Origin of the sequence: uncultured Sanguibacteroides sp., assembly GCF_900543425.1 — a bacterium.
Taxonomy (GTDB): domain Bacteria; phylum Bacteroidota; class Bacteroidia; order Bacteroidales; family Marinifilaceae; genus Gabonibacter.
On the sequence record NZ_UQRQ01000006.1, the window covers coordinates 96,904 to 123,100 of the forward strand.

24 protein-coding genes are annotated in these 26,197 nt (G+C 41.2%); 14 read left to right on the plus strand and 10 right to left on the minus strand.

What is annotated here, in order from left to right; genetic code table 11:
• Positions 1-18: 18 nt before the first annotated feature.
• Positions 19-501, plus strand: coding sequence for a DUF3332 domain-containing protein (locus QZR76_RS04795; RefSeq protein WP_294140880.1), 483 nt, complete (start codon positions 19-21; stop codon positions 499-501).
• Between the two features lie 109 nt (positions 502-610).
• Here QZR76_RS04795 and recG read toward each other — a convergent pair whose 3' ends face one another.
• Entirely contained in the window at positions 611-2,710 is a 2,100-nt protein-coding gene (recG, locus tag QZR76_RS04800) for an ATP-dependent DNA helicase RecG (RefSeq protein ID WP_294140881.1), read from the minus strand.
• Between the two features lie 157 nt (positions 2,711-2,867).
• On the opposite strand from recG, the gene QZR76_RS04805 reads away from it, so the two are divergent.
• The 4 genes from QZR76_RS04805 (at position 2,868) to QZR76_RS04820 (ending at position 5,095) form a co-directional block, all read left to right on the plus strand.
• A complete protein-coding gene (locus tag QZR76_RS04805) occupies positions 2,868-3,485 on the plus strand; it encodes a hypothetical protein (protein WP_294140882.1) in 618 nt (205 codons plus the stop codon).
• 58 nt (positions 3,486-3,543) lie between these two features.
• On the plus strand, positions 3,544-4,095 hold the full coding sequence (locus QZR76_RS04810; RefSeq protein ID WP_294140884.1) for a cob(I)yrinic acid a,c-diamide adenosyltransferase: 552 nt from the start codon (positions 3,544-3,546) through the stop codon (positions 4,093-4,095).
• Between the two features lie 8 nt (positions 4,096-4,103).
• On the plus strand, positions 4,104-4,787 hold the full coding sequence (locus QZR76_RS04815; protein ID WP_294140886.1) for a DUF2461 domain-containing protein: 684 nt from the start codon (positions 4,104-4,106) through the stop codon (positions 4,785-4,787).
• Between the two features lie 137 nt (positions 4,788-4,924).
• Entirely contained in the window at positions 4,925-5,095 is a 171-nt protein-coding gene (locus tag QZR76_RS04820) for a hypothetical protein (protein WP_294140888.1), read from the plus strand.
• Here QZR76_RS04820 and QZR76_RS04825 read toward each other — a convergent pair.
• On the minus strand, positions 5,076-5,651 hold the full coding sequence (locus QZR76_RS04825; RefSeq protein ID WP_294140890.1) for a Fic family protein: 576 nt from the start codon (positions 5,649-5,651) through the stop codon (positions 5,076-5,078). The genes QZR76_RS04820 and QZR76_RS04825 overlap by 20 nt on opposite strands.
• Positions 5,652-5,817: 166 nt before the next feature.
• Here QZR76_RS04825 and purD point away from each other — a divergent pair, with 166 nt between their 5' ends.
• Together purD and QZR76_RS04835 are read left to right on the plus strand one after the other, a co-directional pair.
• Positions 5,818-7,086, plus strand: coding sequence for a phosphoribosylamine--glycine ligase (purD, locus tag QZR76_RS04830; protein ID WP_294140892.1), 1,269 nt, complete (start codon positions 5,818-5,820; stop codon positions 7,084-7,086).
• Positions 7,087-7,142: 56 nt separating this feature from the next.
• A complete protein-coding gene (locus QZR76_RS04835) occupies positions 7,143-8,078 on the plus strand; it encodes a hypothetical protein (RefSeq protein ID WP_294140894.1) in 936 nt (311 codons plus the stop codon).
• Here the strand turns inward: QZR76_RS04835 and QZR76_RS04840 are convergent.
• The 4 genes from QZR76_RS04840 to QZR76_RS04855 form a co-directional block, all read right to left on the minus strand.
• A complete protein-coding gene (locus tag QZR76_RS04840) occupies positions 8,075-9,409 on the minus strand; it encodes a dihydroorotase (protein WP_294140895.1) in 1,335 nt (444 codons plus the stop codon). The two genes, QZR76_RS04835 and QZR76_RS04840, sit on opposite strands and share 4 nt — an antisense overlap.
• A gap of 21 nt (positions 9,410-9,430) precedes the next feature.
• Complete coding sequence (locus QZR76_RS04845) at positions 9,431-10,177, minus strand: polyprenol monophosphomannose synthase (protein WP_294140897.1); 747 nt, start codon at positions 10,175-10,177, stop codon at positions 9,431-9,433.
• A gap of 10 nt (positions 10,178-10,187) precedes the next feature.
• Positions 10,188-11,480: a UDP-N-acetylmuramoyl-tripeptide--D-alanyl-D-alanine ligase gene (gene murF, locus QZR76_RS04850; RefSeq protein WP_294140898.1), complete on the minus strand. Its 1,293-nt coding sequence runs from the start codon at positions 11,478-11,480 to the stop codon at positions 10,188-10,190.
• 175 nt (positions 11,481-11,655) lie between these two features.
• On the minus strand, positions 11,656-13,035 hold the full coding sequence (locus QZR76_RS04855; RefSeq protein ID WP_294140900.1) for a C1 family peptidase: 1,380 nt from the start codon (positions 13,033-13,035) through the stop codon (positions 11,656-11,658).
• A gap of 630 nt (positions 13,036-13,665) precedes the next feature.
• On the opposite strand from QZR76_RS04855, the gene QZR76_RS04860 reads away from it, so the two are divergent.
• Entirely contained in the window at positions 13,666-14,400 is a 735-nt protein-coding gene (locus tag QZR76_RS04860) for a LytTR family DNA-binding domain-containing protein (protein WP_294140902.1), read from the plus strand.
• 122 nt (positions 14,401-14,522) lie between these two features.
• Here QZR76_RS04860 and QZR76_RS04865 read toward each other — a convergent pair whose 3' ends face one another.
• Positions 14,523-14,870, minus strand: a complete 348-nt coding sequence (locus QZR76_RS04865; protein WP_294140904.1) for a hypothetical protein — start codon at positions 14,868-14,870, stop codon at positions 14,523-14,525.
• 10 nt (positions 14,871-14,880) lie between these two features.
• Positions 14,881-15,420, minus strand: coding sequence for an RNA polymerase sigma factor (locus QZR76_RS04870; RefSeq protein WP_041504864.1), 540 nt, complete (start codon positions 15,418-15,420; stop codon positions 14,881-14,883).
• Between the two features lie 155 nt (positions 15,421-15,575).
• Between QZR76_RS04870 and QZR76_RS04875 the strand changes: the two genes are divergently transcribed.
• The 3 genes from QZR76_RS04875 (at position 15,576) to QZR76_RS04885 (ending at position 18,741) form a co-directional block, all read left to right on the plus strand.
• A complete protein-coding gene (locus QZR76_RS04875) occupies positions 15,576-16,010 on the plus strand; it encodes a DUF6249 domain-containing protein (protein WP_041501959.1) in 435 nt (144 codons plus the stop codon).
• A gap of 211 nt (positions 16,011-16,221) precedes the next feature.
• Positions 16,222-16,587 (plus strand): BlaI/MecI/CopY family transcriptional regulator, encoded by a 366-nt coding sequence (locus QZR76_RS04880; RefSeq protein ID WP_294140906.1) that lies wholly within the window; start codon positions 16,222-16,224, stop codon positions 16,585-16,587.
• 18 nt (positions 16,588-16,605) lie between these two features.
• Complete coding sequence (locus QZR76_RS04885; RefSeq protein ID WP_294140907.1) at positions 16,606-18,741, plus strand: M56 family metallopeptidase; 2,136 nt, start codon at positions 16,606-16,608, stop codon at positions 18,739-18,741.
• Between the two features lie 140 nt (positions 18,742-18,881).
• On the opposite strand, the gene QZR76_RS04890 is transcribed toward QZR76_RS04885, so the two are convergent.
• Positions 18,882-19,877, minus strand: coding sequence for a GGGtGRT protein (locus tag QZR76_RS04890; protein ID WP_294140909.1), 996 nt, complete (start codon positions 19,875-19,877; stop codon positions 18,882-18,884).
• Positions 19,878-19,970: 93 nt separating this feature from the next.
• A complete protein-coding gene (locus QZR76_RS04895; protein WP_294140911.1) occupies positions 19,971-20,663 on the minus strand; it encodes a hypothetical protein in 693 nt (230 codons plus the stop codon).
• 394 nt (positions 20,664-21,057) lie between these two features.
• On the opposite strand from QZR76_RS04895, the gene QZR76_RS04900 reads away from it, so the two are divergent.
• From QZR76_RS04900 to QZR76_RS04910, 3 genes are all read left to right on the plus strand, one after another.
• Positions 21,058-21,606, plus strand: a complete 549-nt coding sequence (locus QZR76_RS04900) for an RNA polymerase sigma-70 factor (protein WP_294140913.1) — start codon at positions 21,058-21,060, stop codon at positions 21,604-21,606.
• A gap of 74 nt (positions 21,607-21,680) precedes the next feature.
• On the plus strand, positions 21,681-22,868 hold the full coding sequence (locus QZR76_RS04905; protein WP_294140915.1) for a FecR domain-containing protein: 1,188 nt from the start codon (positions 21,681-21,683) through the stop codon (positions 22,866-22,868).
• 80 nt (positions 22,869-22,948) lie between these two features.
• Positions 22,949-26,194, plus strand: a complete 3,246-nt coding sequence (locus QZR76_RS04910; protein WP_294140917.1) for a TonB-dependent receptor — start codon at positions 22,949-22,951, stop codon at positions 26,192-26,194.
• Positions 26,195-26,197 lie beyond the last annotated feature (3 nt).

A 26,197-nucleotide genomic window follows, 5' to 3' on the forward strand; every position in this document is an offset into this window, starting at 1 on the left:
TAAATTAAAAAAAGAGTTATGAAAAAGAATTTTACAAGAATGGTGGCTATCCTGATGATTGGAGTGTCTTCAGTTGCCTTTACAGGATGTTTCGGATCATTTGGTTTGACAACAAAATTACATAGTTGGAATAAACAAGTGTCTCAAAAGAAGTTTGTGAATGAGTTGGTATTTTTGGGATTGTGTATCCTGCCGGCTTACGAATTGGCTTGTTTGGGTGACGTGTTGATCTTTAATTCCATTGAGTTTTGGGGTGGAGAAGATCCGTTAGCAATGAATGAAGGTGAGGTAGAAGAGAGTCAGGTTGTATATGCTGGAAATTCTTATACTGTAACTAAATCTTTAAATAAGATGTCTGTTGCCAGTGAAAATACGGATGCCAAAGCTGAATTCCAATATTTCCCGGCAGAGAAAGCTTGGTATTTGATGGATGGCCAGAATAAAGTGAAGGTGATGAAGTCTACGAAGAAAATGTTCAAAGTCGTAGAGCAAGCAAACTAATTTTAGTTTTTATTATACAAAAAACGCCATTTGATTTTTCAGATGGCGTTTTTTTTGTAGCACCCGGGGACGGGTGCGATGTGCTATTTTAATCTACAATCGTCAATTGTCAGCTGATATATCTCCAATTGATTTTAGTTTTGAAAAGTCGTTTGACCTGGGATGCGAATACCTGGTTTTCCTCTTTTGAAAGGTTGGGGTCAGTTTCGAGGATGGTGCTGGCGGCTTGGGCGGCTTCGTTGAGTATTATTCCGTCTTTTCCGAGATTGGCTACCCTGAGGTTGCAGCTTAACCCGCTTTGCTGGGTTCCTTCGATATCTCCCGGTCCCCTTAGTTTCAGATCAACTTCGGCTATTTCAAAGCCGTCGTTTGTGGAGGTCATGGTTTCTATTCGCTTGCGGGAGTCGTTGGAAAGCTTGTAGGAGGTCATCAGAATGCAATAAGACTGATCGGCTCCTCTTCCTACGCGTCCCCGGAGTTGATGTAATTGGGAGAGACCGAATCGTTCTGCGCTTTCGATGACCATAATCGAGGCATTGGGGACATTTACCCCCACTTCAATGACCGTAGTTGCAACAAGTATTTGAGCTTTTCCCGAAACAAAATAGTGCATTTGAGCCTCTTTTTCTGCCGGTTTGAGCTTCCCGTGAACAATAACGGATTCGTATCCTCGAGGTGCGAAAAATTGATAAACGTGTTCATAGCCTTCCTTCAGGTTTCTGTAATCCATTTTTTCGGATTCGGAAATCAGAGGGTATACGATATAAGCCTGTCTGCCTGCTTCCAGTTCTTTTAAAATGAATTTGTAAACGTCGTTTCGTTTACTCTCGAACGTGTGGTAAGTGGTAATCGGCTTCCTTCCCGGAGGGAGTTGGTCGATAACGGAAACATCCAGATCCCCGTAGAGGGTCATGGCTAAAGTACGGGGGATAGGGGTTGCCGTCATAACCAGCATGTGGGGAGGTGTATTGTTTTTTTGCCATAATTTGGCACGTTGTGCTACGCCGAAACGGTGTTGTTCGTCAATGACGACCAGGCCCACGTTGTTAAAACATACGACATCTTCTAATAAGGCATGGGTTCCGACGAGAATCTGTAAACGTCCGTCGGCTAACGCTTCATGTATGATTTCCCGTTCTTTCTTTTTAGTGGAGCCTGTTAACAAAGCTACGCTAATAGGCGTGTCTTTCAACATTTGCGTGATGGTTTCATAATGTTGAGCGGCTAAAATTTCTGTCGGGGCCATAATACAAGCCTGATAACCGTTGTCCAGGGCAATCAACATACACATGACGGCTACCAATGTTTTTCCGCTTCCCACATCTCCTTGAAGAAGACGATTCATTTGTTTGCCGGAACCGCAATCCAGCCGGATCTCTTTGATCACTCGTTTTTGAGCGTCTGTCAGAGGAAACGGGAGGAGGTTATGGTAGAAGTTGTTGAAAAAATCTCCCACGATATGAAACGGATGTCCCTTAAATGAAGCCTTACGATTGAACTTCAGTTTAAGAATATTCAATTGGATATAGAATAGTTCTTCGAACTTTAACCGATATTGTGCTTTTCGGAGTAGCTCCGGATTCTCTGGGAAATGTATGTTGAACAGGGCGTCGTGTAGATAGATCAGGTTGTACTTTTTGATGAACCATGCCGGTAAAGTTTCCGGGATGCGTCCATTCAGATTTTTGAATATGTTTGCCTGAATCTTACTGATGCTCCTCGACGTGAGGAAGCTTTTTTTCATTTTTTCCGTGGTAGGATAAACGGCCTGAAATCCTACCAGTTGCCTGGCATTTGCTTCATATGGGTCTATTTCCGGATGAACGATGTTTAGTTGTTGATTGAATACGCTCGGTTTCCCGAATATCAGGTATTCTTTATCGGGTAAAATTTGACTATCTAAGTATTTGTATCCTTTAAACCAAATGAGTTCCAGTTCGCCCGTACCGTCATTCGCTATTGCCACCATTCGTTTTTGTTTCCCGATTCCGACGCTTGTCAGGCGAGATATCTTTGCTTTGATTTGGATATAAGGTAGTTGCGCGTTTAGCTCTCTTATCGTGTATAAACGGGTACGATCGATGTATTTATAAGGAATATGATAAAGCATATCCTCGTAGCTGCAAATATTTAATTCCTGTTCGAGCAAAGAAGCCCGTTTAGGGCCTACTCCAGGTAAAAATTTAATATTTAATCCGGCTATTTCCAATGTAGAGAGGATAAGTTTATATTTTATTTGTCGAACGAAAATAAAAAAAATAGATGACTTTGTTGAGCAAGTCGGGAATAAATTTTAATTTCGTTGTTCGGAGTTTTGAATGAAAGAACGACAAGGTCGTTTTCAATATTGACGAGGAAAAATTGAGATGTATAATTATTTGAAACAACGAGTGAAACATGCCATTCGCTTCAGGCATAAAAGAGGGTTTGGTGTTCACTCTCCTTTTGTATTCGATTTGATTACAAATGTGATTAAAGAGAGAACCGTCTATTATGATTTTGAGCGAATAGAAGCAAGGGGTAAGTTGCGAAACAACGAAAAGAAATTATACCGTTTGCTTTTCCGTTTGTCGGATTATTTGTCTTATCGGAATGTCTTGTTGTTAGGGTTGGAAAATTCGTTCGTAATCTCTTATCTGGAAGCTGTTTCCAAGGATATGCATCTGTTTTATAAGGGAAAGGAGTTTAAGGAGGAAAAATATGAAAAAGCCGAACTGTCATCTCTCGGTAGAGCCCCGTTAGATATGATATTTTTAGGACGGGAACTTGATCGGGTTTGGAGTTCGGCGTGGGAGTCTTTGTTGAAAGAGCGAAAAGACGGACCGCTTTGTGTTATTATTACGGATATTTATAAAAAACCGTTGAATGCTCAGTTGTGGAGACAATGGAGAAAAGAAAGTACGGTTTCGATTGATATGATGTGGTATGGTATGTTGTTCTTCGATAAGCGGTTGCAAAGAGGGAGATATAATATGATTATTTGAAAAAGAGGGGAAGTAAGTGTCGGTTGGTCATGAGTTTTGAATCAAAATTTAATATAAAATGAAAGTATACACGAAAACCGGGGACAAAGGAACGACTTCATTGATCGGAGGTACGAGAGTTCCTAAGAATAACGTGAGATTGGAGGCATACGGGGGAGTGGATGAATTAAACGCTCATTTGGGGATGATTCGTTCTTATCCTATTCCGGCAGAAAGTATGGAAGAGATTGTTCGAATTCAAAATATATTATTTGTTGTAGGAGCCAATCTGGCAACAGATACGACGGTTTCGGATTTGAAACAGAAACTTCCTTGTACATCGGAGGATATAGAGTTTTTGGAAAAAGCGATAGATCGGATGGACGAGGCTTTACCTCCCATGAAATTTTTTGTGTTACCCGGAGGAGATCCGGCCGTGTCTGCCTGTCATATTGCCCGGACCGTCTGTCGTCGGGTGGAACGTCGAATATTAGATATGAGTGAAACAATAGAGGTGGATGAAGTGATTACGCGTTACGTGAATCGTTTGTCGGATTATCTTTTTGTTTTATCAAGAAAATTGGCACACGATCTTCATATCGAGGAGATGAAATGGGAACCGAAAAAATGAAAAAAGCGATGAAAGAGATATTGCATTTTTTAAGCGACCTGAAAGAGAATAATAATCGGGAATGGTTTCAAGCAAATAAATCCCGTTATTTGAAAATAAAGGTTCTTCATGAAGAGTTTATTGGCGAGCTTATTCGGGAAATTGCCAAGTTTGATCCGGAAATAGACGGGTTGGCAGTAAAAGATTGTATCTTTAGGATATACCGGGATACCCGTTTTGCTACTGATAAAACTCCTTATAAAACACATATAGGGGCTTTCATGGCAAGAGGAGGTAAAATGGATCCCCGGGGTGGTTATTATGTGCATATAGAACCGGGCGGTTCCCTGTTCGCCGGGGGGATATGGTGTCCTCCTCCGGCGATGTTGAAAGCGTTGAGGCAGGATGTATATGACAATATAGAAGAGTTCACCTCTATTATCCGGGAGCCGGAATTCGCAAAATATTACTATATGGACGGAGAGAAATTAAAGAAAGTGCCCTTGCCTTTTCCCAAAGATTTTCCGGAGGGTGAACTATTGAAGTATAAAAACTATACGGTAACAAACGATGTCTCGGATGCTTTTTGGGAGGGAGATCACCTTGTAGAAAGGTGTGCGGAACGGTTGAAATTGCTTTTGCCGTTTAATCGGTTTTTAAATTATACGGTGGACGAATCCATGCAGGGTGGTCGGATTCCCCAGGTATTTTGATCGGTTTATATATCTTGGAACTACCTTTGTTTCAGAATCGTATAAATATTTTATAAAATGCCGATAATGAGGATTTTGATAGAATATTTCGTGTCTAAATCTTTGGTTGTTAGCGGAAAAATTCGTATATTTGTTACATGGAAAAAGTAATAGAAGAGATGCCTGTTAAAACATTGACTACCGTGAAAGAAGAGATATTGCAAGGCATGATAGCGTCCTTTCGTTTGGAAGGAATAAAAATTCAAGAAAAGACAGCTTATACGATATTGGAACAGGTAGATCGGAAACTTAAAATGCAGAAGAAATAATTTGTTCCATCCACGTGTAATTCCGTTTGGCGACTTGCTGAACGGCAATTATGTATTGTTCAAAGTCGATGCGATTGAAATCCAAGCCCGGATAACCTTGTTTGCGAGCCATGAGATTGGCTAATATTCGGGCCGTGCGGCCGTTACCTTCTCGAAAAGGATGAATAAAAAGTAACTCCCCGTGTACGATAGCCATATCTTTAATTAGTTTTTTTTTGTTCGGGTAGCGATCCGGAAGATTGAATAATATTTCTTGCTCGAAGCGGATCATGTTTTCGGCTATAAACCGGGCTGCCGGAAAAACGAAACCTCCTTTGGACATATTGACACTACGAAATTTTCCGGCAAACGGATAGAGGTGTTTTAGGGCCATGCGGTGAATGCTTTGGATGTATTTTACGGTAAAGTGCGTCCGGGGAGAGAGTTGTTCCGTGAAAATGATTTCAGCCATTAGAAAGCCTTCGAATTCTGCATTGTGAATGGCCTCCTGATCGGTAAGACCGAGCAAATTTTGCAATATTTCGCCTTCATTACCATTGGTTGTATATCTGGTCATGGCCATTGATTTTTAACAAAGGTAGAGAAATGCCGTAATAAACCAAATTTATTTAGGATTTATGCTTAACGGTTTCTGATTAAGAACTATCTTTGTACTAATTTAAAATAGTTTATGTGTTTAACAGCTTTCTATTTAAAGGACAAACCGTTAAATAAGATAAAAGATGAAGGTATTACTATTAGGTAGTGGAGGTCGTGAGCATGCATTGGCCTGGAAAATAAATCAAAGTCCGAAATTAACCGAATTGTACGTGGCCCCGGGGAATGCGGGGACGGAGAAGTTGGCTGAAAATATCGATATTCAAGTGACCGATTTTCCTGCATTGGCAGAGTTCGTGTCGGAGAAGGGAATAGAGATGGTTGTTGTCGGACCGGAAGATCCTTTGGTGGAAGGAATCCGGGATTATTTTGAGGCGGACGGACGTTTTGCCGATTTGATGCTTGTCGGACCGGGTAAGGCTGGAGCGATACTGGAAGGGAGTAAAGATTTTGCGAAGGAATTCATGATAAAGCATGCCATTCCTACAGCTGCCTACTTTACGGTAACTCGGGATAATCTTCAGGAAGGGATTGCTTTTTTAAAAGGAATGAAATCTCCTTATGTTTTAAAAGCAGACGGTTTGGCTGCCGGTAAGGGGGTGTTGATTCTGGAAGATTTGGATGAAGCCGTGAGGGAGTTGAATTTAATGTTAGGCGGGAAATTCGGAAAAGCGGGAAACCGGGTAGTTATCGAGGAGTTTTTGGAGGGGATTGAGCTTTCGGTTTTTGCTTTAACCGATGGAAAAGACTATAAAGTGTTGGGATCTGCTAAGGATTACAAGAGAATAGGAGAGGGGGATACCGGTTTGAATACGGGAGGAATGGGAGCCGTTTCCCCGGTACCTTTTGCCGACGATGCTTTTAATCGTAAGGTGGAAGAAAGAATTATCCGTCCGACGGTGGAAGGTTTGCAAGCAGACGGAATCGATTATCGCGGTTTCATCTTTTTCGGGCTGATGAATGTCGGGGGAGAGCCTTATGTGATCGAGTATAATGTACGCATGGGAGACCCGGAAACGGAAGTGGTTATGCCTCGGATAAAAACGGATGTATTGGCTTTATTCGAAGCTACCGCCAGGGGAGGAATACGGGAGATCACTTTAGAATTGGATACCCGGTCTTGCACGACGGTAATGCTGGTCTCCGAAGGTTATCCGGGAGCTTATAAGAAAGGTGAGGTAATTACCGGGATAGAGGAGGTGGACGATAGTTTGGTTTTTCATGCCGGGACAAAAGTGTCGGAAAGAAAAATCGTGACAAACGGGGGACGGGTAATCGCTGTCAGTTCTTTCGGTCGTACGAAAGACGAAGCGTTGGCATTATCCTATAAGAATGTAGAAAAGATTCGTTTTACGGGAAAAAATTTCAGACGAGACATCGGGACGGATTTGTAAATAGTAAGCCATAGAGCATGAGACTGAATACTATTATAAAGTCGAAAAGTATATATATGCTATATCTATTACCGTTTTTGGTGATAGGTATAGCATTTTTTCGTTATTGGCTGGGAGGAGAGTATACGCCGTGTAGTGTGGACGGTTTAATATCGTTATCTTTTTTGGAAGCATACGCGGGGAGTTTCTGGCTTGCTAATGTCGGTTTATTATTGCTTTTATTTCTTGCTTTTGTGCTTTTTTTTATTGCTGACCGTTATAAGTTTTTATCCCATGTTTCCGTATTACCTTCTTTCCTTTATTCTTTCTTGACTGTCGGGGCTTTATGTCATTATGGGGTGAATGCCTATTTGTTTGCAGCGTTTTCCGTTGCTTTGGCCGTAGCTTGTCTGCAATCGGCTATCGTTTATTTTAAGACGAATGCTCCGGTATTTAATTTTGGTTTTTTTATTGCTCTTTCCGTGATGCTTTGTCCTGATTTACTCGCTCTTGTCGTGTGGGCCGTGGTCGTGTTGCCCTTTTCGGGAAGAGCAACGTTGAAAGATATGGTTGCTCTCTTTTTAGGATTTGGAACCATGATCTTTTTGGTTTGGGGGTATTACTTTTTGTCCGGGGATTCGGATGGATTATTTACCCGTTTTTGGGATAAAATATGGGAGGGGGATCCTTTCATGCAGATCGTATTGGCCAAACCGGTTGTGTTTATTATTATAGGAATATTGATTTTCGCTTCTTTCGGTAACGTGTTGATTAATTATCCCACGGTAATTGTGGCGCAGCGTCGAGGGTTACTTTCCATGTTGTCCATGCTATTCTTTGTGGGAGGTTCCATGTTTATTGTTCCCTTCTCGTGTCACGGGGGAATATATATATTAGCTATCCCTTTAACCTATCTGTTTTCACAATACTTTATTTCTCATCGTACCAGATGGGCGGGAAATGTATTATTCATTCTGCTACTGATTGCTTGCGGATTGTTGATTTTCGGTTAATCCTCGAAGGTTAACAGTTCCCCTCTGTATGTTTCGTCAAATTTACCTTCCCGGTAGACCGTATGGCCGTTGACTATGGTCGTATTTACCCGGTAAGAGAGAGTTGTTCCCTCGAGGGGCGACCAGCCGCATTTATACAATAGGTTCTCTTTTGTAACGGTCCACGGATTTCTTTCCACAAGCACGATATCCGCTTTGTAACCTTCTCGAAGATATCCGCGTTGTTGTATACGAAAAATATCCGCGGGAGCATGGCACATTTTGTCTACGATATTTTCCAGGGTTATTTCTCCGTTTTCCATCAGTTGCAACATAACGGATAAAGAGTGTTGAACCATCGGGCCTCCGCTGGCGGCTTTCGTGTATACCCCGGCTTTTTCTTCCGGGAGGTGAGGCGCATGGTCGGTAGCGATGATGTCTAACCGGTTCGAGTTCACGGCTTGTAACAAGGCCTGTCTGTCTGCTTCTGTTTTGATGGCGGGATTCCACTTCACCCGATTTCCCTTGCTTAAATAGGCCTCATCGTTGAACCAGAGATGATGTACGCAAACCTCTCCCGTGATGTGCTTTTCTTTTCGTGTACCTTGATCTAATAACTCCAGTTCTTCTTTCGTACTTAGATGAAGGATGTGCAATCTGCTATGATACTTCCGGGCCAGACGTGCGGCCAATGAAGAACTGGTATAACAACATTCCCGACTTCTGATTAACGGATGGCAGGCCGGGGGAATGTCTTCCCCGTAACGTTGTTTGTAGAGTTCCAAATTCCGGTTGATCGCGGGAGTATCTTCACAGTGTGTGGCGATTAATAGGGGTGATTCTGCAAAGATTTTCTCGAGTACTTCTATATCCTCCACGAGCATGTTTCCCGTAGAAGAACCCATGAATATTTTTATTCCGCAAGTTGTCTTCGGATCAACTTTTTTAATTTCTTCTATATTGTCTAAGGTCGCTCCTAAGTAAAAAGAGTAGTTGACCAATGAGCTTTGACGGGCAATATGTTGTTTTTCTTTTAATAATTCGTTCGTTGTCGTGGGAGGAATAACATTGGGCATGTCCATGAAGGAGGTGACTCCACCTGCGGCGGCGGCCCGGCTTCCTTCTCCTATGTCTCCTTTCCGGGTAAGTCCCGGTTCGCGAAAGTGTACCTGATCGTCTATAACTCCCGGAATGACGTATTTCCCTTCTGCATCTATGATTTGGACGTCATCGGGAATAGATTTAATCCCTTCTTCCTCGATGGCTTCAATGATATCGTTATCAATAAGGATGTCTGCCCGGAAAATTCTTCCTTCGTTAATCAATGTTCCGTTTTGAATAAGTGTTTTCATAGATGATGGGATTACGAAATTTTAATGTGTTTCGTTTCGGTTGATTTTTTTCTTTTTCCCCAGACTGCGGAGTTTCATGGTGATGACCCCCCAAAAGGCTTCGTTAAAGATTCCCCCGTTCATCTTGGATGTCCCTTCTGTCCGGTCGGTGAATATAATAGGAACCTCTTTTAATTTGAAATCCATGGTCCAGGCGGTGAACTTCATTTCAATCTGAAAGGCGTATCCTTTGAAGCGGATATTATCCAGATTAATGGATTCCAATACTTTACGCGTATAACATACGAAGCCGGCCGTGGCATCGTTTATTTTCATGCCGGTAATAAATTTCACGTACTTGGAGGCAAAATAAGACATAAGAACTCGTCCCATGGGCCAGTTGACCACATTCACTCCGGTAACGTAACGGGAACCGATAGCCATATCCCCCTCTCCGCTTTGACAAGCTTCGTAAAGCTTAACCAGATCATCGGGATTGTGAGAAAAGTCGGCATCCATTTCGAAAATGTAGTTGTAGTTGTGTTCCAATGCCCATTTGAAGCCTGTAATATAAGCGGTACCCAGACCTAATTTTCCCTTTCTTTCGATCATGAAAAGTTGGGGAAATTCTTTTTGCAGGTTTTTGATAATCAGAGCAGTTCCATCCGGAGAGTTATCCTCTATCACCAGAACATCGAATGACGGTTCCAGCTTGAATACATAACGGAGGATATTTTCAATATTCTCTTTTTCGTTATAGGTGGGTATGATGACAAGTCTGTCGTTCATGTTGTGCTTTTTACAGGTATTCGACAATTCTCTCTAACTTATTTCCTCGGGAACCCTTAATTAAAATAAACGAGGTGGTCACTTTATTTTTTTTAAGGTATTCTATTAACGTTTCCGTGTCGGGGAAATAATTTATAAAAGTATATTTATTTACAAACGGTTCAAAATTTTCACCGACCAGAAATGCATGATGAAGTTGTTTTGTTGCCAGCAAGTCAAGAACTTCTTCGTGAGCTTCGGGTGACATGGAACCTAACTCTCGCATTTGTCCGATAATTACCAATTTACGATCTCCTGTCATTTCTGCGAAATTGGAAATAGAGACCTTCATGCTGCTCGGGTTGGCATTGTATGCATCGAGGATAATCGTGTTATCTTTCGTTTTTACGAGCTGTGAGCGCATATTGGATGGTGAATAGTCTTCGATGGCTTCTTTGATCCGTAGCGGATCGATATCAAAATAGAGTCCGACGGCGGAGGCAGCCATGGCATTGTCGAAATTATACCCGCCGATTAACTTGGTTTTCACGTAAAGGTGTCCCTTGCGGGTTTTTAGAGCGTAAACCAGATAAGGAATGGTTTGTAAGATCTCTCCGTTGACAAAACAATCGGAAGTGCCATAGGTGATTTTCGTTTGGTTGTCGGCTAATCCCATTAGCAATTTATCGGTTCCATTCACAAAAAGAGTTCCTTTTCGGGCTTTGATCGCCTCGTATAATTCGTTTTTAGTACGTATAATATTCTCGTATGATCCGAAGCCTTCCAGATGTGCATATCCGATATTGGTGATAATGCCGTAATCCGGCTCTGCAATGTCGCATAAGGTTTTGATCTCTCCCGGGTGATTAGCTCCCATTTCGACAATTCCCAATTCCGTGGAGGTATCCATGCTTAACAAAGTTAACGGAACTCCGATGTGATTGTTGAAATTTCCTTGTGTGGCGACTGTCTTAAATTTTTTAGAAAGGACAGCGTAACAAAGCTCCTTGGTGGTCGTTTTTCCGTTGGTTCCGGTAATGCCAAGAATCGGTATCCGGAGTTGCCGGCGATGGTGGCGAGCTAATTCCTGAAGAAACAGAAGTGTGTCGGGGACTAATAAACATCTTTCGTTAGTGGCATATTCCGTTTCATCTATTATCGCGAGTACGGCTCCCTGGGCGATCGCCGTTGCTGCAAAGGCATTGCCATTGTGATTTTCTCCTTTTAATGCAATAAAAATATCTCCTTCTTTTACTTTTCGGGAGTCAGTAATTATTTGCCTGCCTTTACAGAAAGCTTCATACACAGTCGCAATTGTATCCATGCTTGTTTGTCTTTACCAAGATACAAATTTATAAAAATATAAACGTACCTGCCGAAAGATCCCTATTTTTTGATATCATAATCTTAAAAATCGGTCAAAATAAGGGGTGAAATGAAAAATGCAGTCTGGATTTGTTTCTTCCAGACTGCATTTAAGACTTTTTTATCGGATATTGTCAGAACATATAATCCCAAACCGGCAGTTGCATGGGTTTCTGATCTAAGCTATCAATGGCTTTATCGCTTAAGTATTTTTTATGAATGACGATACGAAAAACGTATTCGTCAAACCATTTATCCGTGAATGTCAAGTAACCGTTGTGTCCGATAGAAGGACCCCAACTGTTTTCAAATTCCCATTTTAACGGTCGGTCGTTGGCATCCGTGTCGACTCCTACTAAAGTCATCGCGTGGGAAGAACCGCTCTGGCGGGTGAGAATTCGTGCTTTTTTATCCATTTTGAAGTCGACGCCCATCAATGAGTTGTAGTCGTACATATCTGGGTCCATGATACCTGTTTCCCGGTTGAGGAACTTGCCTACATCGCAGGAAGAGTACATGGCTTCATTGTTTTTAATAGAAGCGACAGCAGCTTTTTTAATCTCCTCGTTCGGAAGATTCAGGTATACCCAGTTGATCCCTTCGACGGTGTTCCGGTAGTTTTTGATCTCGTATAGTTTGTAATATTCTCTGGTCGGGTCGTTCATGATCATGATGTAATTTTTCGGATCATAATCTTCCGGGGTGATCTCTTCGTAGAACTGTTTCGGCGTGTAATTGGCCAGTTCTTTGATATTCCCGTCTTTATCCGTGTACCGCCAGGTAAATTGGGCGGGAGGCTCACCCAGACAGAGGGCTAAAATACGATATATGTCTTTTAAGATGGAGATCTTCTCGGTTTCCAAAGCTTTTGACTTTTTACCTTGAGCAGCCATTTCCCGTAAGGTATAACCGCCTTTACGAAGTCTTTCGTTGATAAGAGAACCCATGGCTGCCGTATTGTCGGAATGGGCCGTTTCCGGCATGACGGATTTGGGCACAACTCCATATTTTTCTCCTAAATTGTAATACAAATTCCATACTCCGCCATCGTTCACCGGTGCGGAAAAGAAGAAGGTCACTTCCCGGTCATCCATCGGTTTGTTGGCAGTAGCGATGATGTTCTCCAGAAAAAGATTGGATTTTTCGAACATATCCCAAAAATAGAGATAGTTATGAGAAAAATCAAAATCGTTCAGATGGTATTTTTTAATGATGCCTGGACGTAATACGTTCATGGAAGTAAACATCCAGCAGCGTCCCGAACTATGCTGATCGGTGATTCCTTTGACATCTACCCGATACTTGAAATAGTGATCTATTTTGCCCTGAAGTTCCCGGTTAAGGGCATTATCCCGGATATTCTTGTCGTTTGTCAAGATATTTTGGATTGCCTTCGTGGAAGGATCTTTTTTAAAGCTTCCCTGAATCTCTTTTAACTCTTTTTCCGTGATCGTCTGAGCGCATAATGAGGCTCCGATCATTAATAAAACTCCTGTTAATAGTGTTATTTTCATCTAATCTTTAATTTTAATAATGTCTATAAGATCCCTGAATTCAAAAATCGTATTTTTTAATCCCTTAATCCCGTTCTCTTTAATCAATTGTAAATTAATTTTTGATTTACGATTAAGATTCTGATCTTACCCTCTTTAAATCGTCAATCTTTTTAATCTCTTAATCCCCAATCACTCAATCACTGAATCCTTTAATCCCAGAATCCCTTGATTCTTTAAATCGTCAATCCGAAATCGTCAATCTACAATTGGAAGGGATAACTCCTCGGGGGCTGGGACGTTCCCGACGGTTGCGTAGACGTTTTTCGTTCACTGTCCTCCGGGACTTGCTTCGCTCGAACAATCCGTCGTCCGGGCGTTCCGATAACCGTACGCGACGCTCGCCGTTCACTGTTTATGCCCTCTCGTTTTATCCCTTTTCTCTGTTAATTGTAAATTAATTTTTGATTTAAGATTTACGATTTATGATTAAGATTCTGATCTTGCCCTCTTTAAATCGTAAATCTAAAATCCGAAATCGTCAATCTTTTTAATCTCTGAATCTTTTAATTTACAATTGTTAATCGTTATTTTTTTATCTATTTTTGTAAAAAGGGAAGGGCAAGGGCTCTGAATTAAAAATGGATAGATATGAATGCTATTATCATTGAAGATGAATATTTGGCTGCAACTGAATTGGAAGTAATGCTAAAGGAGGTTGCTCCGGATATAAAAATAGAAGTGAAACTGGACTCGGTAGCGGATAGTGTGAAATGGCTGAAAAAGAACCGGACGGATTTGATCTTTATGGATATTCATTTAGGTGATGGGCAAAGTTTTGATATTTTCGAACAGGTAGAAGTCAACGTTCCGGTTATTTTTATTACAGCTTATGATGAGTATGCATTGAAAGCTTTTAAATATCAAGGGATTGATTATATACTAAAACCGTTTGACAAGGAAGAGCTACAACGTGCATTATCAAAGCTGGAAGCACTTCGTCCCGATTCCGTTCCCTTTCCGGCAGCTTCCTTGTCTGTTTTCCAAGAGCGTTTTTTAGTGACCGTCGGAGCCAAGATGAGATCCATTGCGGTTCAGGAAGTAGCTTATTTTATGGCAGACGGGAAATACCTTATTCTTTTTACCCGGGATGGACAGAACTATATCCTTGATCAGACCATAAGCGGTATAGAAACCAAATTGAATCCGCTCCATTTTTTTAAAATAAACCGCAAGTTTATTATTAATTTTGCGGCGATAAAAGAGATGATTCGTTATTCCAATAGCCGGATCAAAATTATTTTATCACCGCTTCCTCCCGATGGTATCGAATCGATTGTCAGTACAGACCGAATTCAGGAATTTAAACAGTGGCTAAACAGATAAAAGAATTGACAATTTTAAATTGTAGCTTGTAAATTAATTTTTGATTTACGATTTATGATTAAGATTCTGATCTTACCCTCTTCAAATCGTCAATCTACAATCCGAAATCGTCAATCTTTCTATTACGGGCGTAGAAATTTTTTTCTTAACCAATAATCCAGACTGAGCAATAGAATGAGGATAAAAGAAATGGCGATTAACGGTACTAATAGTTCTGCCTGTTCCTTAAAAGAAGGTAATGGAATAGAGATGGAAAAATAACGGAGAGTGAATCTTATTAAAATTAAGGTGAATAGGATAAAAGCTCCTAAAAGAGACATGCTTTTTATCGTGTTCCGTTGTTCTTTGCGATACGTTTCCCGGACTATTTTTTGCACGAGTCTTTTGTTAAAATCTTCCGAAAGTTTTTCCCGTTCTGAAAGTTGGAATAGTTTTTTCAATTCTTTATCCTGTATCTCTTCTTTTGCCATGTTTCCGGTTTTAATTTGAATTCAATAAGGTGTATAATTTTTTGCGGATACGGAACAGTTTTACTTTGATATTGGAAGTGGTCTGACTTAAAATAAGTGCGATCTCTTCGATGTTTCGATTGTCCGTGTAATAGAGTGTGAGCAGGGCGACTTCCTCAGGTGGTAAAAGTGGAATGATTTTTTCCAGTTTTTCCATTAAATCTGCTTCTTCATTTTGTTCTGCTTCTTTATCCGTGTCTAAGAGATTATCCATAAATTTTTCTTCTGAATAGACAAATTCCATTTTCTTTTTTCGGACGAAAGAGATAGCTGTATTGAAAGCTATTCGATAAAGCCAGGAAGAGAAACTGGAATCTCCTTTAAAGGTATTTAAATGCCGGAAAGCCTTTAAAAAGACATCTTGCGTTAATTCTTCCGCGTCTTCCCTGCAACGTACGATACGCAGGACGAGTAAAAAAATACGTTGACTGTATTGTTCTACCAGTTGCCCGAAAGCGGCAGTTTCTCCGTTAAGGGTACGTCGAATATATAAAGACTCGATTTGTTCCATTCGCCTCTTTGACGCAAAGATAAGGGTTCGGTTACATATTAGGAAGTCTTATTTCTAAGGAATTTTTTTGAAGAAAACATCCATTTACTTGTAACCAAAGCAGGATGACGGCGTCAAAAGAGCGAAGAAAATATAAATTGTTAAATCATAAAGTTATGAATGGGTTATTAGTTTTGTTAGGTTTTGTTTCGTTCTTTCTGTTGATCTATAAATTGTTTGAGTTGTATGCCAGAAGACGCGAACGCTTATTGGTGCTTGATAAGATTGAAGTGCTTGGTAAAGCTGAATGGTCAGGCAAAAAACTTCAATTGCCGGGTTTTTCCAGTTTCTCGTTTAGTGCCCTAAAAGGAGGCTGCTTGTTGATCGGCTTGGGGTTGGGTATCTTTATTGCTTTTTTGATCTGTTCCTTAGGTTTTGACTTGTATGCTCCGGGCAATGACAGTTTTTTGAACATGAAAATAGAAACTGTCATTTATAGTGCCTCTGTTCTTTTGTTCGGTGGTATAGGGTTATTGGCCGCTTTTGTATTAGAATTAAGAATGGAACGCAAGGAGCGGGAAAATAACAGTTCCCCAAAGCAAATGGAGTAGGATTTAAAACGTGCGTTCGCTTTTATAGGAAAGATCGTGATTCGACCAATCACGATCTTTTTCTTTTATGGACAGAGGGAAATACTGTATTTTTTGTTATGGAATATAAAAGTCTATCTTATCGTTAAAAAATCTTTTTTGGTTTTTTAACGATAAAAATTAGTTTAGTAACTAAAACTTTTAGTTACTTTGTAATAAAGGAATTGAAATTATGAAAGGGTTAACGAACAAAGAAGAAGAAATCATGAGTCTTTTCTGGGCGAAAGGACCATTATTCGTGAAGCAGTTACTTGCTTTTTATGATGAACCCAAGCCGCATTTTAACACGCTTTCGACCATTGTCAGGGGGTTGGAGGAAAAAGGTTTTTTGAGTCATGAAACCTATGGAAATACTTATCAATATTATGCGGTTATCGGAGAAGAGGAGTTCAGGAAGGGAACATTGAAAAATGTTATCAGTAAATACTTTAATAATTCATACTTGAATGTAGTCTCTTCGTTGGTAGAGGAGGATGATATTTCATTGGATGAGTTGAAATACTTAATAGATAAGGTAGAGAAAGCGCATAAAAAGTAAATTCTAAAAATTGGAATTATGGGTTCTTTTTTCGTCTACATATTGAAAATGGCATTCAGCCTGATTCTTTTTTATCTTTTCTATCGTTTATTACTTGGAAAAGAGACTTTTCACCGTTTTAACCGGATTGCTCTTTTGGGTATTCTTATGTTGTCTTTATGCATTCCTTTTTGGGAAATTTCCGATGAGAATAATCCGGGGAGAGAAGAAAAGATAACGGGAGTACCGTTTGTTCCGACGTTGACTTCATCTACTACGCTACAGGAAGATATTGTATATCCGGTATTGAATATTCCTGTGGAGGTTGTGGAGAGTGAAAGTGTACCGTTTGGGTTGATATGTTTATTGGTCATTTATTGGTGTGGTGTTATTTTCTTTGTAGGACGTCATCTTTGTATCTTATTCCGGCTTTTCTATTTTATACATATCGGGCGGAAAGAGCGAATGCCGGATGGGATCACGTTGATTGTACATCGGCGGAATGTTTCTCCTTTTAGTTGGATAAAATACATTGTGATTTCGCAAAAAGATTTGGAGGAAAACGGACGTGAAATTCTGATTCATGAAATGGCTCATATTCGTAAACGGCATTCCATCGATTTGTTATTAGCCGATATCGCTATTTTTTTCCAATGGTTTAATCCGGCTTCTTGGTTGCTAAAACAAGAGCTGAAGAATATCCACGAATATGAGGCGGACGATGCCGTGCTTCATGAAGGGGTGGATGCAAAACAATATCAGTTATTATTAATAAAGAAAGCTGCCGGCACAAGGCTCTACTCTATGGCCAACAGCTTTAATCACAGTAAACTTAAAAAACGTATCACTATGATGTTAAAAGAAAAATCCAGTCCGTGGGCACGTTTGAAGTATCTCTATGTACTTCCGTTAGCTGCACTCAGTATGGCGGCTTTTGCCCGTCCTGAAATCTCTAATGAATTAAAGGAGATTTCCACCGTCAAAGTTAATGATTTACTTTCGATTTCGGAAATCGACAAAGAAAATAATGCTATTTCTGCTGCCTTTGTTTATCCTAGGTTTTCCGATTCTTTGGCTGATAAAGAGTATATTACCAAGTTAAGGGAGATGATCTCTTTGTTGGAAAAAAGACAAAAAGAAGCTGCCAAGTCAGGAAAGAAGGGTGCCTCTTCTAAGTCGAGTGCGGTCATCGATAGTATGACAAGAGAAATGATGGTTCGGATGGAAACGGAATTCGGACCTCTTACAGATGAGCGCATAAAAATATTTTTTGAGGGTGAGGGATCGAATCCGGCCGTGCAAACTGAAACAATCGTCATGAGAAAAGATCCGAGAGCCCAGCTTTTCCTGAAAAAATCAGAAGGTTCTCGAGAAAAACAGGGAGAGAAAGGTGAAAGAAAGAAGGTATCTTTTTATAGAACCACCTATATGAATCCGTCAGATTCCGTAATGGTAGAGTATGTGATACTCGGTAGTATAGATACCGAACAAGTAAAATATAGAAATATAATGCTTCAAAAACAGAACCAAAGGTTAACGGATAGGGGAGTAATTGTTTTAAAGTCAGATACCCTTGTTCGCACTCCCGGCGTTGCGATAGAAAATATTAGAATAACTTCGAGCGGAGTAGCCGAATCGGATTCTCTTTATAGGGAGTTTTTTTATACTGTTACTCCCGATACGCTGATACCTGCCGTAAAGATAGCAAAAATGAATTCGATGGATGCTTTCTTCTATGAGGATGTTGCTGCTAATAAACTGAGACGAGAGCTTCATAACGAAAAGATAACAAAAGGAGAGTATCCTTTATTTTATATTGACAACAAAAGAGCGACATATAACGATGTGATTAACTTAGATATGGATCTTGTAAAGAATATCACTATTTTAAAGGATAAAGCGGCTATTGACCAGTATGGTAAAAAAGCTAAAAATGGAGTAGTCCTTATTTCTCTTGGAGACGGAACAGAGATGGGCGTAATGAAAAATTTGTATCGCTCGCTTCAGGCAAATTATTTAGCTAAAGATGCCGTTTTTTACTTGAATGGAAAGAAGATTTCCGGGGAAAAACTAAAGAACGTAAACTTATCTTACGATCAAATCGAATCCATCAATATGTCGGCTACCAAGGACGGGAAAAAAGTTTTCCGTGTAGAAACCGATAAAAAGAAATAAATCAGTTTTTTCTTGTGATTCAGCCTACCACAAAGTACACTGTGGTAGGCTGATTATCTACAATTTACAATCGTCACTCTACAATTAAAATAGCATATTGTACCCGTCCCTGTGGGTTATTCCGAATTTACAATTGTTGATTATTTCGTTTCTTCGATAGCGACGGCAACGGCTACAGTTGCTCCGACCATGGGATTGTTTCCCATACCGAGGAATCCCATCATCTCCACGTGAGCGGGTACGGAAGAGGAACCGGCAAATTGGGCATCTCCGTGCATGCGACCGAGGGTGTCGGTAAAGCCGTAGCTGGCAGGGCCAGCTGCCATGTTATCAGGATGAAGGGTACGTCCGGTACCACCTCCGGAAGCTACTGAAAAATATTTTCTTCCGGTTTCCATACACTCTTTTTTGTAGGTTCCGGCTACCGGATGTTGAAAACGAGTAGGGTTTGTTGAGTTACCTGTAATGGAAACATCCACTCCTTCGTGACGCATGATAGCTACTCCTTCGCGAACATCGTCTGCCCCGTAGCATTTTACTTGGGCTCGTTCGCCTTTGGAATAGGCTTTTTCTTTTACGATTTTCAATTCTCCGGAATAGTAATCGAATTCTGTTTGAACATAGGTGAAGCCGTTGATACGAGAGATAATCATGGCGGCGTCTTTTCCCAAGCCGTTTAAAATGACTTTCAGCGGTTGTTTACGTACCTTATTGGCCGATTTGGCAATACCGATGGCTCCTTCTGCAGCTGCAAACGATTCGTGTCCGGCTAAGAAGGCAAAACACTTTGTCTCTTCCCGAAGCAACATGGCTGCCAGGTTTCCGTGTCCTAATCCTACCTTCCGATCGGCGGCAACGGAACCGGGAATGCAGAATGCTTGCAATCCTTCTCCGATAGCTTCTGCTGCTTCCGCTGCCTTTGTGCAACCTTTTCTGATGGCAATGGCTGCTCCCACCACATAAGCCCACGCTGCATTTTCGAAAGCAATGGGTTGAATTTCTTTACACATTTTGTAAGGATCGATTCCTCTTGCATCGCATATCGCTTTCGCTTCTTCGATGTCTTTTATATTGTAATGGTTTAAAACCGCGTTAATCTGATTAATCCGGCGGTCGTAACTTTCAAATAAAGCCATGTTGATTTTTATTATTCTGTGATTTTGTGATTACCTGATTCTGTGATTTGTTGTAATCTGTAATTACTTAATCTCATAATCAATTAATCGTTTTTATTCGTGTCTCGGATCGATGTATTGGGTAGCTTCGGCGAAACGACCGTAAGATCCTTTTGCTTTTTCGAGTGCCTCTTTGGGTTCGATACCTTTCTTCAACATATCGGTGAATTTTCCGAGGTGGATAAATTCGTAGCCGATGACTTCACCTTCTTCGTCTAATCCCATGCGGGTAACGTATCCTTCAGCCATTTCCAAGTAACGAGTTCCTTTAGCCCGTGTTCCGAACATGGTTCCTACCTGACTGCGAAGTCCTTTTCCTAAATCTTCCAGGCTGGCTCCGATAGGAAGACCTCCTTCGGAGAAAGCGCTTTGACTGCGCCCGTAAACGATTTGCAGGAAGAGTTCTCGCATTGCCGTGTTGATAGCATCACAAACTAAATCAGTATTTAAGGCTTCCAATAACGTTTTTCCCGGAAGAATTTCCGAAGCCATGGCCGCAGAATGAGTCATACCGGAACAACCGATGGTCTCTACCAATGCCTCTTCGATAATCCCTTCTTTGATGTTCAGGGTCAGCTTACAAGCTCCCTGTTGGGGAGCACACCAACCGATCCCGTGTGTCAGGCCGGAAATGTCTTTGATCTCTTTTGAACGTACCCATTTCCCTTCTTCCGGAATGGGAGCCGGACCGTGATCCGGTCCTTTTTTCACAACACACATGTGCTGTACCTCTTGTGAGTAAATCATGTTTCGTTTGATTAAAATATCGTTATTATATTCTTGTTTTTAAGATACGCGGGCAAAAGTAGTACAATTGTTTAGATTAAAAAATATCTTATATAACATATAATTGTGCATACGTTTGCGATATAACTTTTTGATAATATGATAGATATGTAGAACGAACAAGATCGTTCAGTATCTCAAAAAACGAACGATTATAAAGATACAAAACTAAACAAAATTTCTCATTATGCAATATTTACATGCGATGTTTATATGATTAACAATCAAAATATTACATTATTGAACAACAAACCACGGTCTACTTATACTGCCATCTCAAAAAAGGTTCGTTTTAAGAGTCTGATGTTACATTGGCTGTCAGGATGTTGTTTTATTAAAGATAAGGGAAAATTTCATGTATTCGTCTGTATATAAGATAAAGATAGAAGATAAGGCCGTATTTAAAAGTCTGTTCAACGATTTTTTCGTGACCTTGTGTCTTTTTGCGGAGAGATACGTGGAAGAACCTGAAATGGCGGCCGATATTGTACAGGAAAGTTTCGTTAAATTATGGCAGAATCGAAAGAATTTTAATTACTTACATCAGGTGAAATCTTTTTTATACGTATCTGTCCGAAATTTGGCCCTCAATGAAATAAAGCATAAACGTGTGGAGGAGGCTTATCGGGATTGGGCGGGAGAGGGTTTCCGACTTTGGGGGGAAGAGGTAATAGAAGAGGAGAGTTATCGGTTGCTGATGCAAGCGATTCAAAAATTACCGGCGCAGTGCCGGCGGGTGATTATGTTGGCCATGGAAGGCAAGGCGAATAAAGAGATTGCCGAAGAATTGGGAGTATCGGACGGTACGGTACACTCTTTAAAAAAGACGGCTTATAGACGTTTGCGAGAAGATTTAAAGCATTATTTTTATTTGTTTATCTTATTGATGCACAGTGTTCAATAAAAAAACTGCAAAAAAAAATTATTTTTAACTACCCCATTTTTGACTTTCAGTTGTTATAGAGAAAAACTGAAAAAATGTTACATCGGGAATTTGATATTGCTTCTTTCATCGCAAAATCGTTAGCCGGAACAATGAGCGAGGAGGAACATGCTTTATTGGAAGCATGGAAAGAGGAGGATATTGCCCATCGGCGATTATTCGAAAGATTATCTTCTCCCGAAAATTTGGCCCGTAGAAACGAGCATGCCGAACGTTACCGGAAATTACAACGTTGGAAAGATCTGGAGAAACGAATAGACAATCGGCGGTTTGTAACGGTAAGGAGAGTGACGACCTATGCGGCTTTATTGATTGTTTTATTTGTAGCATCCTATTTTGTTTTTCGTTTGCCTGAAGGACCGAATGAAAAGGTCGGACAAGCCCGGCTTATTCGTCCGGGTGAAGCTAAAGCTGTCTTGGTTTTAGCCGACGGGCAGCATGTTACATTGGAAACCCGTTCCTCTTTTACTCTTCAGGAATCCGATGGGACGGTAATTTGTAAAGACTCTTCCGTGTTGGATTATCGGGGGAAGAATGAAAGAGAAACGACCGGAGAAGAGGTTATATATAATACGATAAAAACCCCTCTTGGGGGAGAATATTTTTTAGTGTTGAGTGACGGTAGCCGAGTACATCTTAATGCCATGAGTTCCTTGCGTTTCCCGGTTCGATTCACGCGAGAGAGACGGGAAGTTGAATTAACCGGGGAGGCTTATTTTGAGGTAGAAAAGGATAATCGTCTTTTTGTAGTGACGACCGGAGAAACGTCAACGGAAGTATTAGGTACGAAATTTAATGTTTCTGCTTACCCGGAGGATGAAGAGGTAAAAACAACATTAATATGCGGGAGCGTCCGTTTTACGGCGAAGGTTCGGGGAAGATCATTCCTTCTGAAACCTTCGGAGCAGGTCAGTTTTAATAAATTGTCCGGAGAAGCAAAAGTGGAAGAGGTAGATGTAGCTGATTTTATTGCCTGGAAAGAGGGATTGTTTCGTTTTAAAGATTGGCGGTTGGAAGAGATCATGGAGCAGTTAGCCAGGTGGTATGATATGAAGGTTGAATTCCGGGAAGAAGCTTTAAAAGATATCCGGTTCGGTTGTTGTTTTAATCGTTACCGGGATATTACTCCGGTATTGGAGTTGCTCGAGGAGACTTGTAAAGTGAGGGTGAAGGTAGAGGGGGACACCGTCGTATTGGAAAAAGCGAATACTAAGACTAAATAAAAAGCTACGTGATGCGGGAACATCGCGTAGCCCCAGTTCTTGTAAAACAAGAACTTATGTTAAACTTAACACACAAAGTTATGGAAAAAAAAAGAATTTCTTTCACGCGGAAAGAATTAAAAAAGGTTTTTTTTCTGATGAGATTAGCCTTTTATGTGGTTATTTGGGGTCTGTCAGACCTATCGGCGGGAAACCTTCCCTCCGCTAACACGACAAACGAGCGTGCGCCGGAACTCTGGGTGATAAAGGGGACGGTCGTCGATAGTGTGACGAAAGAACCGATGCCGGGAGTTTCCGTTCGTTTAAAAGGAACGCAAATCGGTACGGCTACGGCTGTCGACGGTAAATTTGAACTTAAAATTCCGAAATCTAAGGAGGTGATTATCGTGGTCTCTTTTATCGGCATGAAGACCAAAGAGATCAAAATCACTAAACCGGAAACAACGTTGAAAATTTTATTGCAAGAAGATGTGGCAAGAATAAAAGATGTAGTGGTGACCGGTTACGCGACCGTCCGCCGGGAAGCGTACACGGGTTCGGCTACCGTAATGACAGCAAGAAAGATCGAAGAGCGGCCGGTAGCCTCTTTTCAAGATGTATTGCGGGGAAATTCGCCGGGGACGTTAGTAACCTCGACCGGACAACCGGGAGTTTCCGGAACTATCCGTTTAAGAGGAATCAGTTCTATGAATGCTTCCAATGCTCCGCTTTATGTCGTGGACGGGATTGTTTGGGATGCCGCCAACATGTCGGGTAGCGCAGAGTTCCCCACCAATCCGTTGAATACCTTAAATCCTTCGGACATTGCCAGTATGACGGTTTTGAAAGATGCGGCATCGGCTTCTTTATACGGTTCGCGCGGAGCTAACGGGGTAATTGTAATTACCACGAAACAAGGTCAGATAGGGAAAAGACCGCAATATACGGTTGATATGCAATTCGGTTTTTCCAAAATATTTGAAGCCTCCAAACCGGAGTTGGTAAACGGAAAAGAGTTTACGGAGCTTTGGCTGGAAGGGGAGATGCACCGGATGGTATATGCTGCCTGTTCCAAGGAAGATGATTTCTTTGCGATCATTAAGGATTTGTATAAAGACAAGGAGGGATATAAGTTTGACGGAAAAAATTACAACGAATGGTATGCGGATGCCAAAACCGAGTTTTGTGACGTCTTTAAAATCAAAAAAGGAGCGGATAGTGACGAGTACTATACCGATCTGTTCGGGGCGGATGCCGACAAGGTGCCCGATGTGAATTGGTATGACGAGGTGACCCGTACGGCTCCTTTCCAGAAGATCAATGTTTCGGCCCGGGGTGGTTCGCGTGTCGGAAAATTTTATGCTTCGTTGGAGTATTTCAATCAACAGGGAGTTTTGAAATCGAGCGAATTAAAACGTTACTCTCTACGTATGAATTTGACTTCCGACGATCCGGACAATTTCTTTAATTGGGGGCTGAATACTCAATTAACTTACTCCGCCCAATCGGGGCCCCGCCGGGATGCATTGGGGTACGCCATGTTGCATTATACGGCTTTATCTCTTGCTCCGGTTGTTCCGGTCTATTTAGAGGACGGATCTTTTAATTTCAATTTTCCCAAAAATGTCAATTCGAATATGAACCCTCTGGCTGTAGCAAAATACAATAGCTACGATCGTCCGCAGACAAAAGTGTTGACATCCGGTTTTTTACAGTTTAATCTTACGAAGTGGTTAAAGATAAAGAGTACTTTTGGTCTTGATTATCTGCACGCCCGTCGTCGTCAGTATTATGATAAGGATTTCGGTGACGGAGCAAAGAGTGATGGTTATCTATACGAACGGGATGCCCGTCGACGGAAGATCTCCAATACTAATTTAGCCTATCTTGAAAAAACTTTTAACGAAGTACATGAGGTATTAATCTATGGAGGAATCGAGTGGGAAGATATGAAATCTGAGTATATCAGGGCAGTAGCGACTAAGTTCCTTTCGGACGATTTTCCTTACCTAAGTGCGGCTGCCGTACCCGATGAGGTCGCCGGGGACGGAGATCGTTACTCCATGCTTTCCTGGCTGTTGAAAGGAGATTACAGTTATGATAATAAATATTTCTTTTCTGCTTCTTTCCGAAGTGACCGTTCTTCCCGCTTCCATAAAGATTACCGGGTGGGTAATTTCTGGTCCGTATCAGGAGCTTGGCGTATAAAGGAAGAGTCTTTTATGCAAGGTTTAGATTGGTTGAATAACCTGAAAGTCAAAGCCAGTTACGGTATAAACGGGACCTTGCCGAGTTCTTATTATAGCTGGCGTTCCCGTTACTCTTTCGGTTATAATTACAATGGACATTTGGGTTTAAAACCGACGGCAATTGCTTCTAAGGACTTGTCATGGGAAGAGAATAAAATCTTTAATATCGGTTTGGAGATGGGCTTTTTCAATCGGATCGATTTGAGCGTGGAGTATTATAACCGAAAGACGGAAAATTTATTACAAGATCTGCCGATCTCTTACGTAACAGGACATAAAGAACGTTTGGTGAACTCTTCTGCCGGGCTGAAAAACCGGGGATGGGAAATCGAATTACATGCGTCGATTGTTCAGGAACGTCAGATCAATTGGGATTTTAATATCAACATAGCCACGTTGAGAAATGAATTTTTCGGTTTGACCAACGATGATATCGGTACTCAGATCAAACGTAACGGAGAGAGTTATTACTCCTGGTACTTGAGGGAGTGGGCCGGTATAGATCCGCAGACCGGGGAACAGCAGTGGTATAAAAAGGACGATCAGGGGAATAAAGTAATCACCAAGGATTATGATGAAGCAGACCGGGATATCCGGGGGACGGCACTTCCGAAGGTAAACGGAGGGTTCTCCAGTACCGTTTCGTATCGGGGGTTGGAGTTGAGTTTCCTGTTTACCTATGCTATGGGGCATAAGGTGTTGGATTATACCGGTCGTACGGCCACGAAAAATGACGGAGCCCGGGATATTCGGGCGATTGAAAAAGATCAGCTGGATCGTTGGACTCCTGATAATCCTACCGGGAAAAATCCGCTACGGATCAATTCCAAGAAATGGAGTCGCTGGACCTCTACCCGGTACTTGTATAAGGGAGATTATTTGAAATTGAAGAATATTAAATTGCAATACGATTTTCCCAAACCCTGGATGGATAAATTGACATTGAGAAGCGCCAAAGTGTTTGTACAGGCGGAGAACCTGTTTGCCCTTTCCAAATTGAAAGGATATGATCCCGAAATGACCTTAAACGGTTATCGTAATCCGGACGATTATCCTTCGGCTATGACGTTTACGGCAGGTTTACAGATTAACTTCTAAAAT

What these genes read in the sequence shown, in the direction of transcription:
- QZR76_RS04815 (WP_294140886.1), top strand. Translation starts at nt 4,104, where the DNA reads ATGAAAGAGATATTGCATTTTTTAAGCGACCTGAAAGAGAATAATAAT.
- QZR76_RS04855 (WP_294140900.1), bottom strand. Translation starts at nt 13,035, where the DNA reads ATGAAAATAACACTATTAACAGGAGTTTTATTAATGATCGGAGCCTCA.
- QZR76_RS04875 (WP_041501959.1), top strand. Translation starts at nt 15,576, where the DNA reads ATGAATGGGTTATTAGTTTTGTTAGGTTTTGTTTCGTTCTTTCTGTTG.
- QZR76_RS04810 (WP_294140884.1), top strand. Translation starts at nt 3,544, where the DNA reads ATGAAAGTATACACGAAAACCGGGGACAAAGGAACGACTTCATTGATC.
- QZR76_RS04820 (WP_294140888.1), top strand. Translation starts at nt 4,925, where the DNA reads ATGGAAAAAGTAATAGAAGAGATGCCTGTTAAAACATTGACTACCGTG.
- purD (WP_294140892.1), top strand. Translation starts at nt 5,818, where the DNA reads ATGAAGGTATTACTATTAGGTAGTGGAGGTCGTGAGCATGCATTGGCC.
- QZR76_RS04835 (WP_294140894.1), top strand. Translation starts at nt 7,143, where the DNA reads ATGCTATATCTATTACCGTTTTTGGTGATAGGTATAGCATTTTTTCGT.
- QZR76_RS04895 (WP_294140911.1), bottom strand. Translation starts at nt 20,663, where the DNA reads ATGATTTACTCACAAGAGGTACAGCACATGTGTGTTGTGAAAAAAGGA.
- QZR76_RS04865 (WP_294140904.1), bottom strand. Translation starts at nt 14,870, where the DNA reads ATGGCAAAAGAAGAGATACAGGATAAAGAATTGAAAAAACTATTCCAA.
- QZR76_RS04840 (WP_294140895.1), bottom strand. Translation starts at nt 9,409, where the DNA reads ATGAAAACACTTATTCAAAACGGAACATTGATTAACGAAGGAAGAATT.
- QZR76_RS04870 (WP_041504864.1), bottom strand. Translation starts at nt 15,420, where the DNA reads ATGGAACAAATCGAGTCTTTATATATTCGACGTACCCTTAACGGAGAA.
- QZR76_RS04910 (WP_294140917.1), top strand. Translation starts at nt 22,949, where the DNA reads ATGGAAAAAAAAAGAATTTCTTTCACGCGGAAAGAATTAAAAAAGGTT.
- QZR76_RS04900 (WP_294140913.1), top strand. Translation starts at nt 21,058, where the DNA reads ATGTATTCGTCTGTATATAAGATAAAGATAGAAGATAAGGCCGTATTT.
- QZR76_RS04890 (WP_294140909.1), bottom strand. Translation starts at nt 19,877, where the DNA reads ATGGCTTTATTTGAAAGTTACGACCGCCGGATTAATCAGATTAACGCG.
- QZR76_RS04845 (WP_294140897.1), bottom strand. Translation starts at nt 10,177, where the DNA reads ATGAACGACAGACTTGTCATCATACCCACCTATAACGAAAAAGAGAAT.
- QZR76_RS04885 (WP_294140907.1), top strand. Translation starts at nt 16,606, where the DNA reads ATGGGTTCTTTTTTCGTCTACATATTGAAAATGGCATTCAGCCTGATT.
- QZR76_RS04860 (WP_294140902.1), top strand. Translation starts at nt 13,666, where the DNA reads ATGAATGCTATTATCATTGAAGATGAATATTTGGCTGCAACTGAATTG.
- QZR76_RS04825 (WP_294140890.1), bottom strand. Translation starts at nt 5,651, where the DNA reads ATGACCAGATATACAACCAATGGTAATGAAGGCGAAATATTGCAAAAT.
- QZR76_RS04805 (WP_294140882.1), top strand. Translation starts at nt 2,868, where the DNA reads ATGTATAATTATTTGAAACAACGAGTGAAACATGCCATTCGCTTCAGG.
- QZR76_RS04905 (WP_294140915.1), top strand. Translation starts at nt 21,681, where the DNA reads ATGTTACATCGGGAATTTGATATTGCTTCTTTCATCGCAAAATCGTTA.
- QZR76_RS04880 (WP_294140906.1), top strand. Translation starts at nt 16,222, where the DNA reads ATGAAAGGGTTAACGAACAAAGAAGAAGAAATCATGAGTCTTTTCTGG.
- murF (WP_294140898.1), bottom strand. Translation starts at nt 11,480, where the DNA reads ATGGATACAATTGCGACTGTGTATGAAGCTTTCTGTAAAGGCAGGCAA.
- QZR76_RS04795 (WP_294140880.1), top strand. Translation starts at nt 19, where the DNA reads ATGAAAAAGAATTTTACAAGAATGGTGGCTATCCTGATGATTGGAGTG.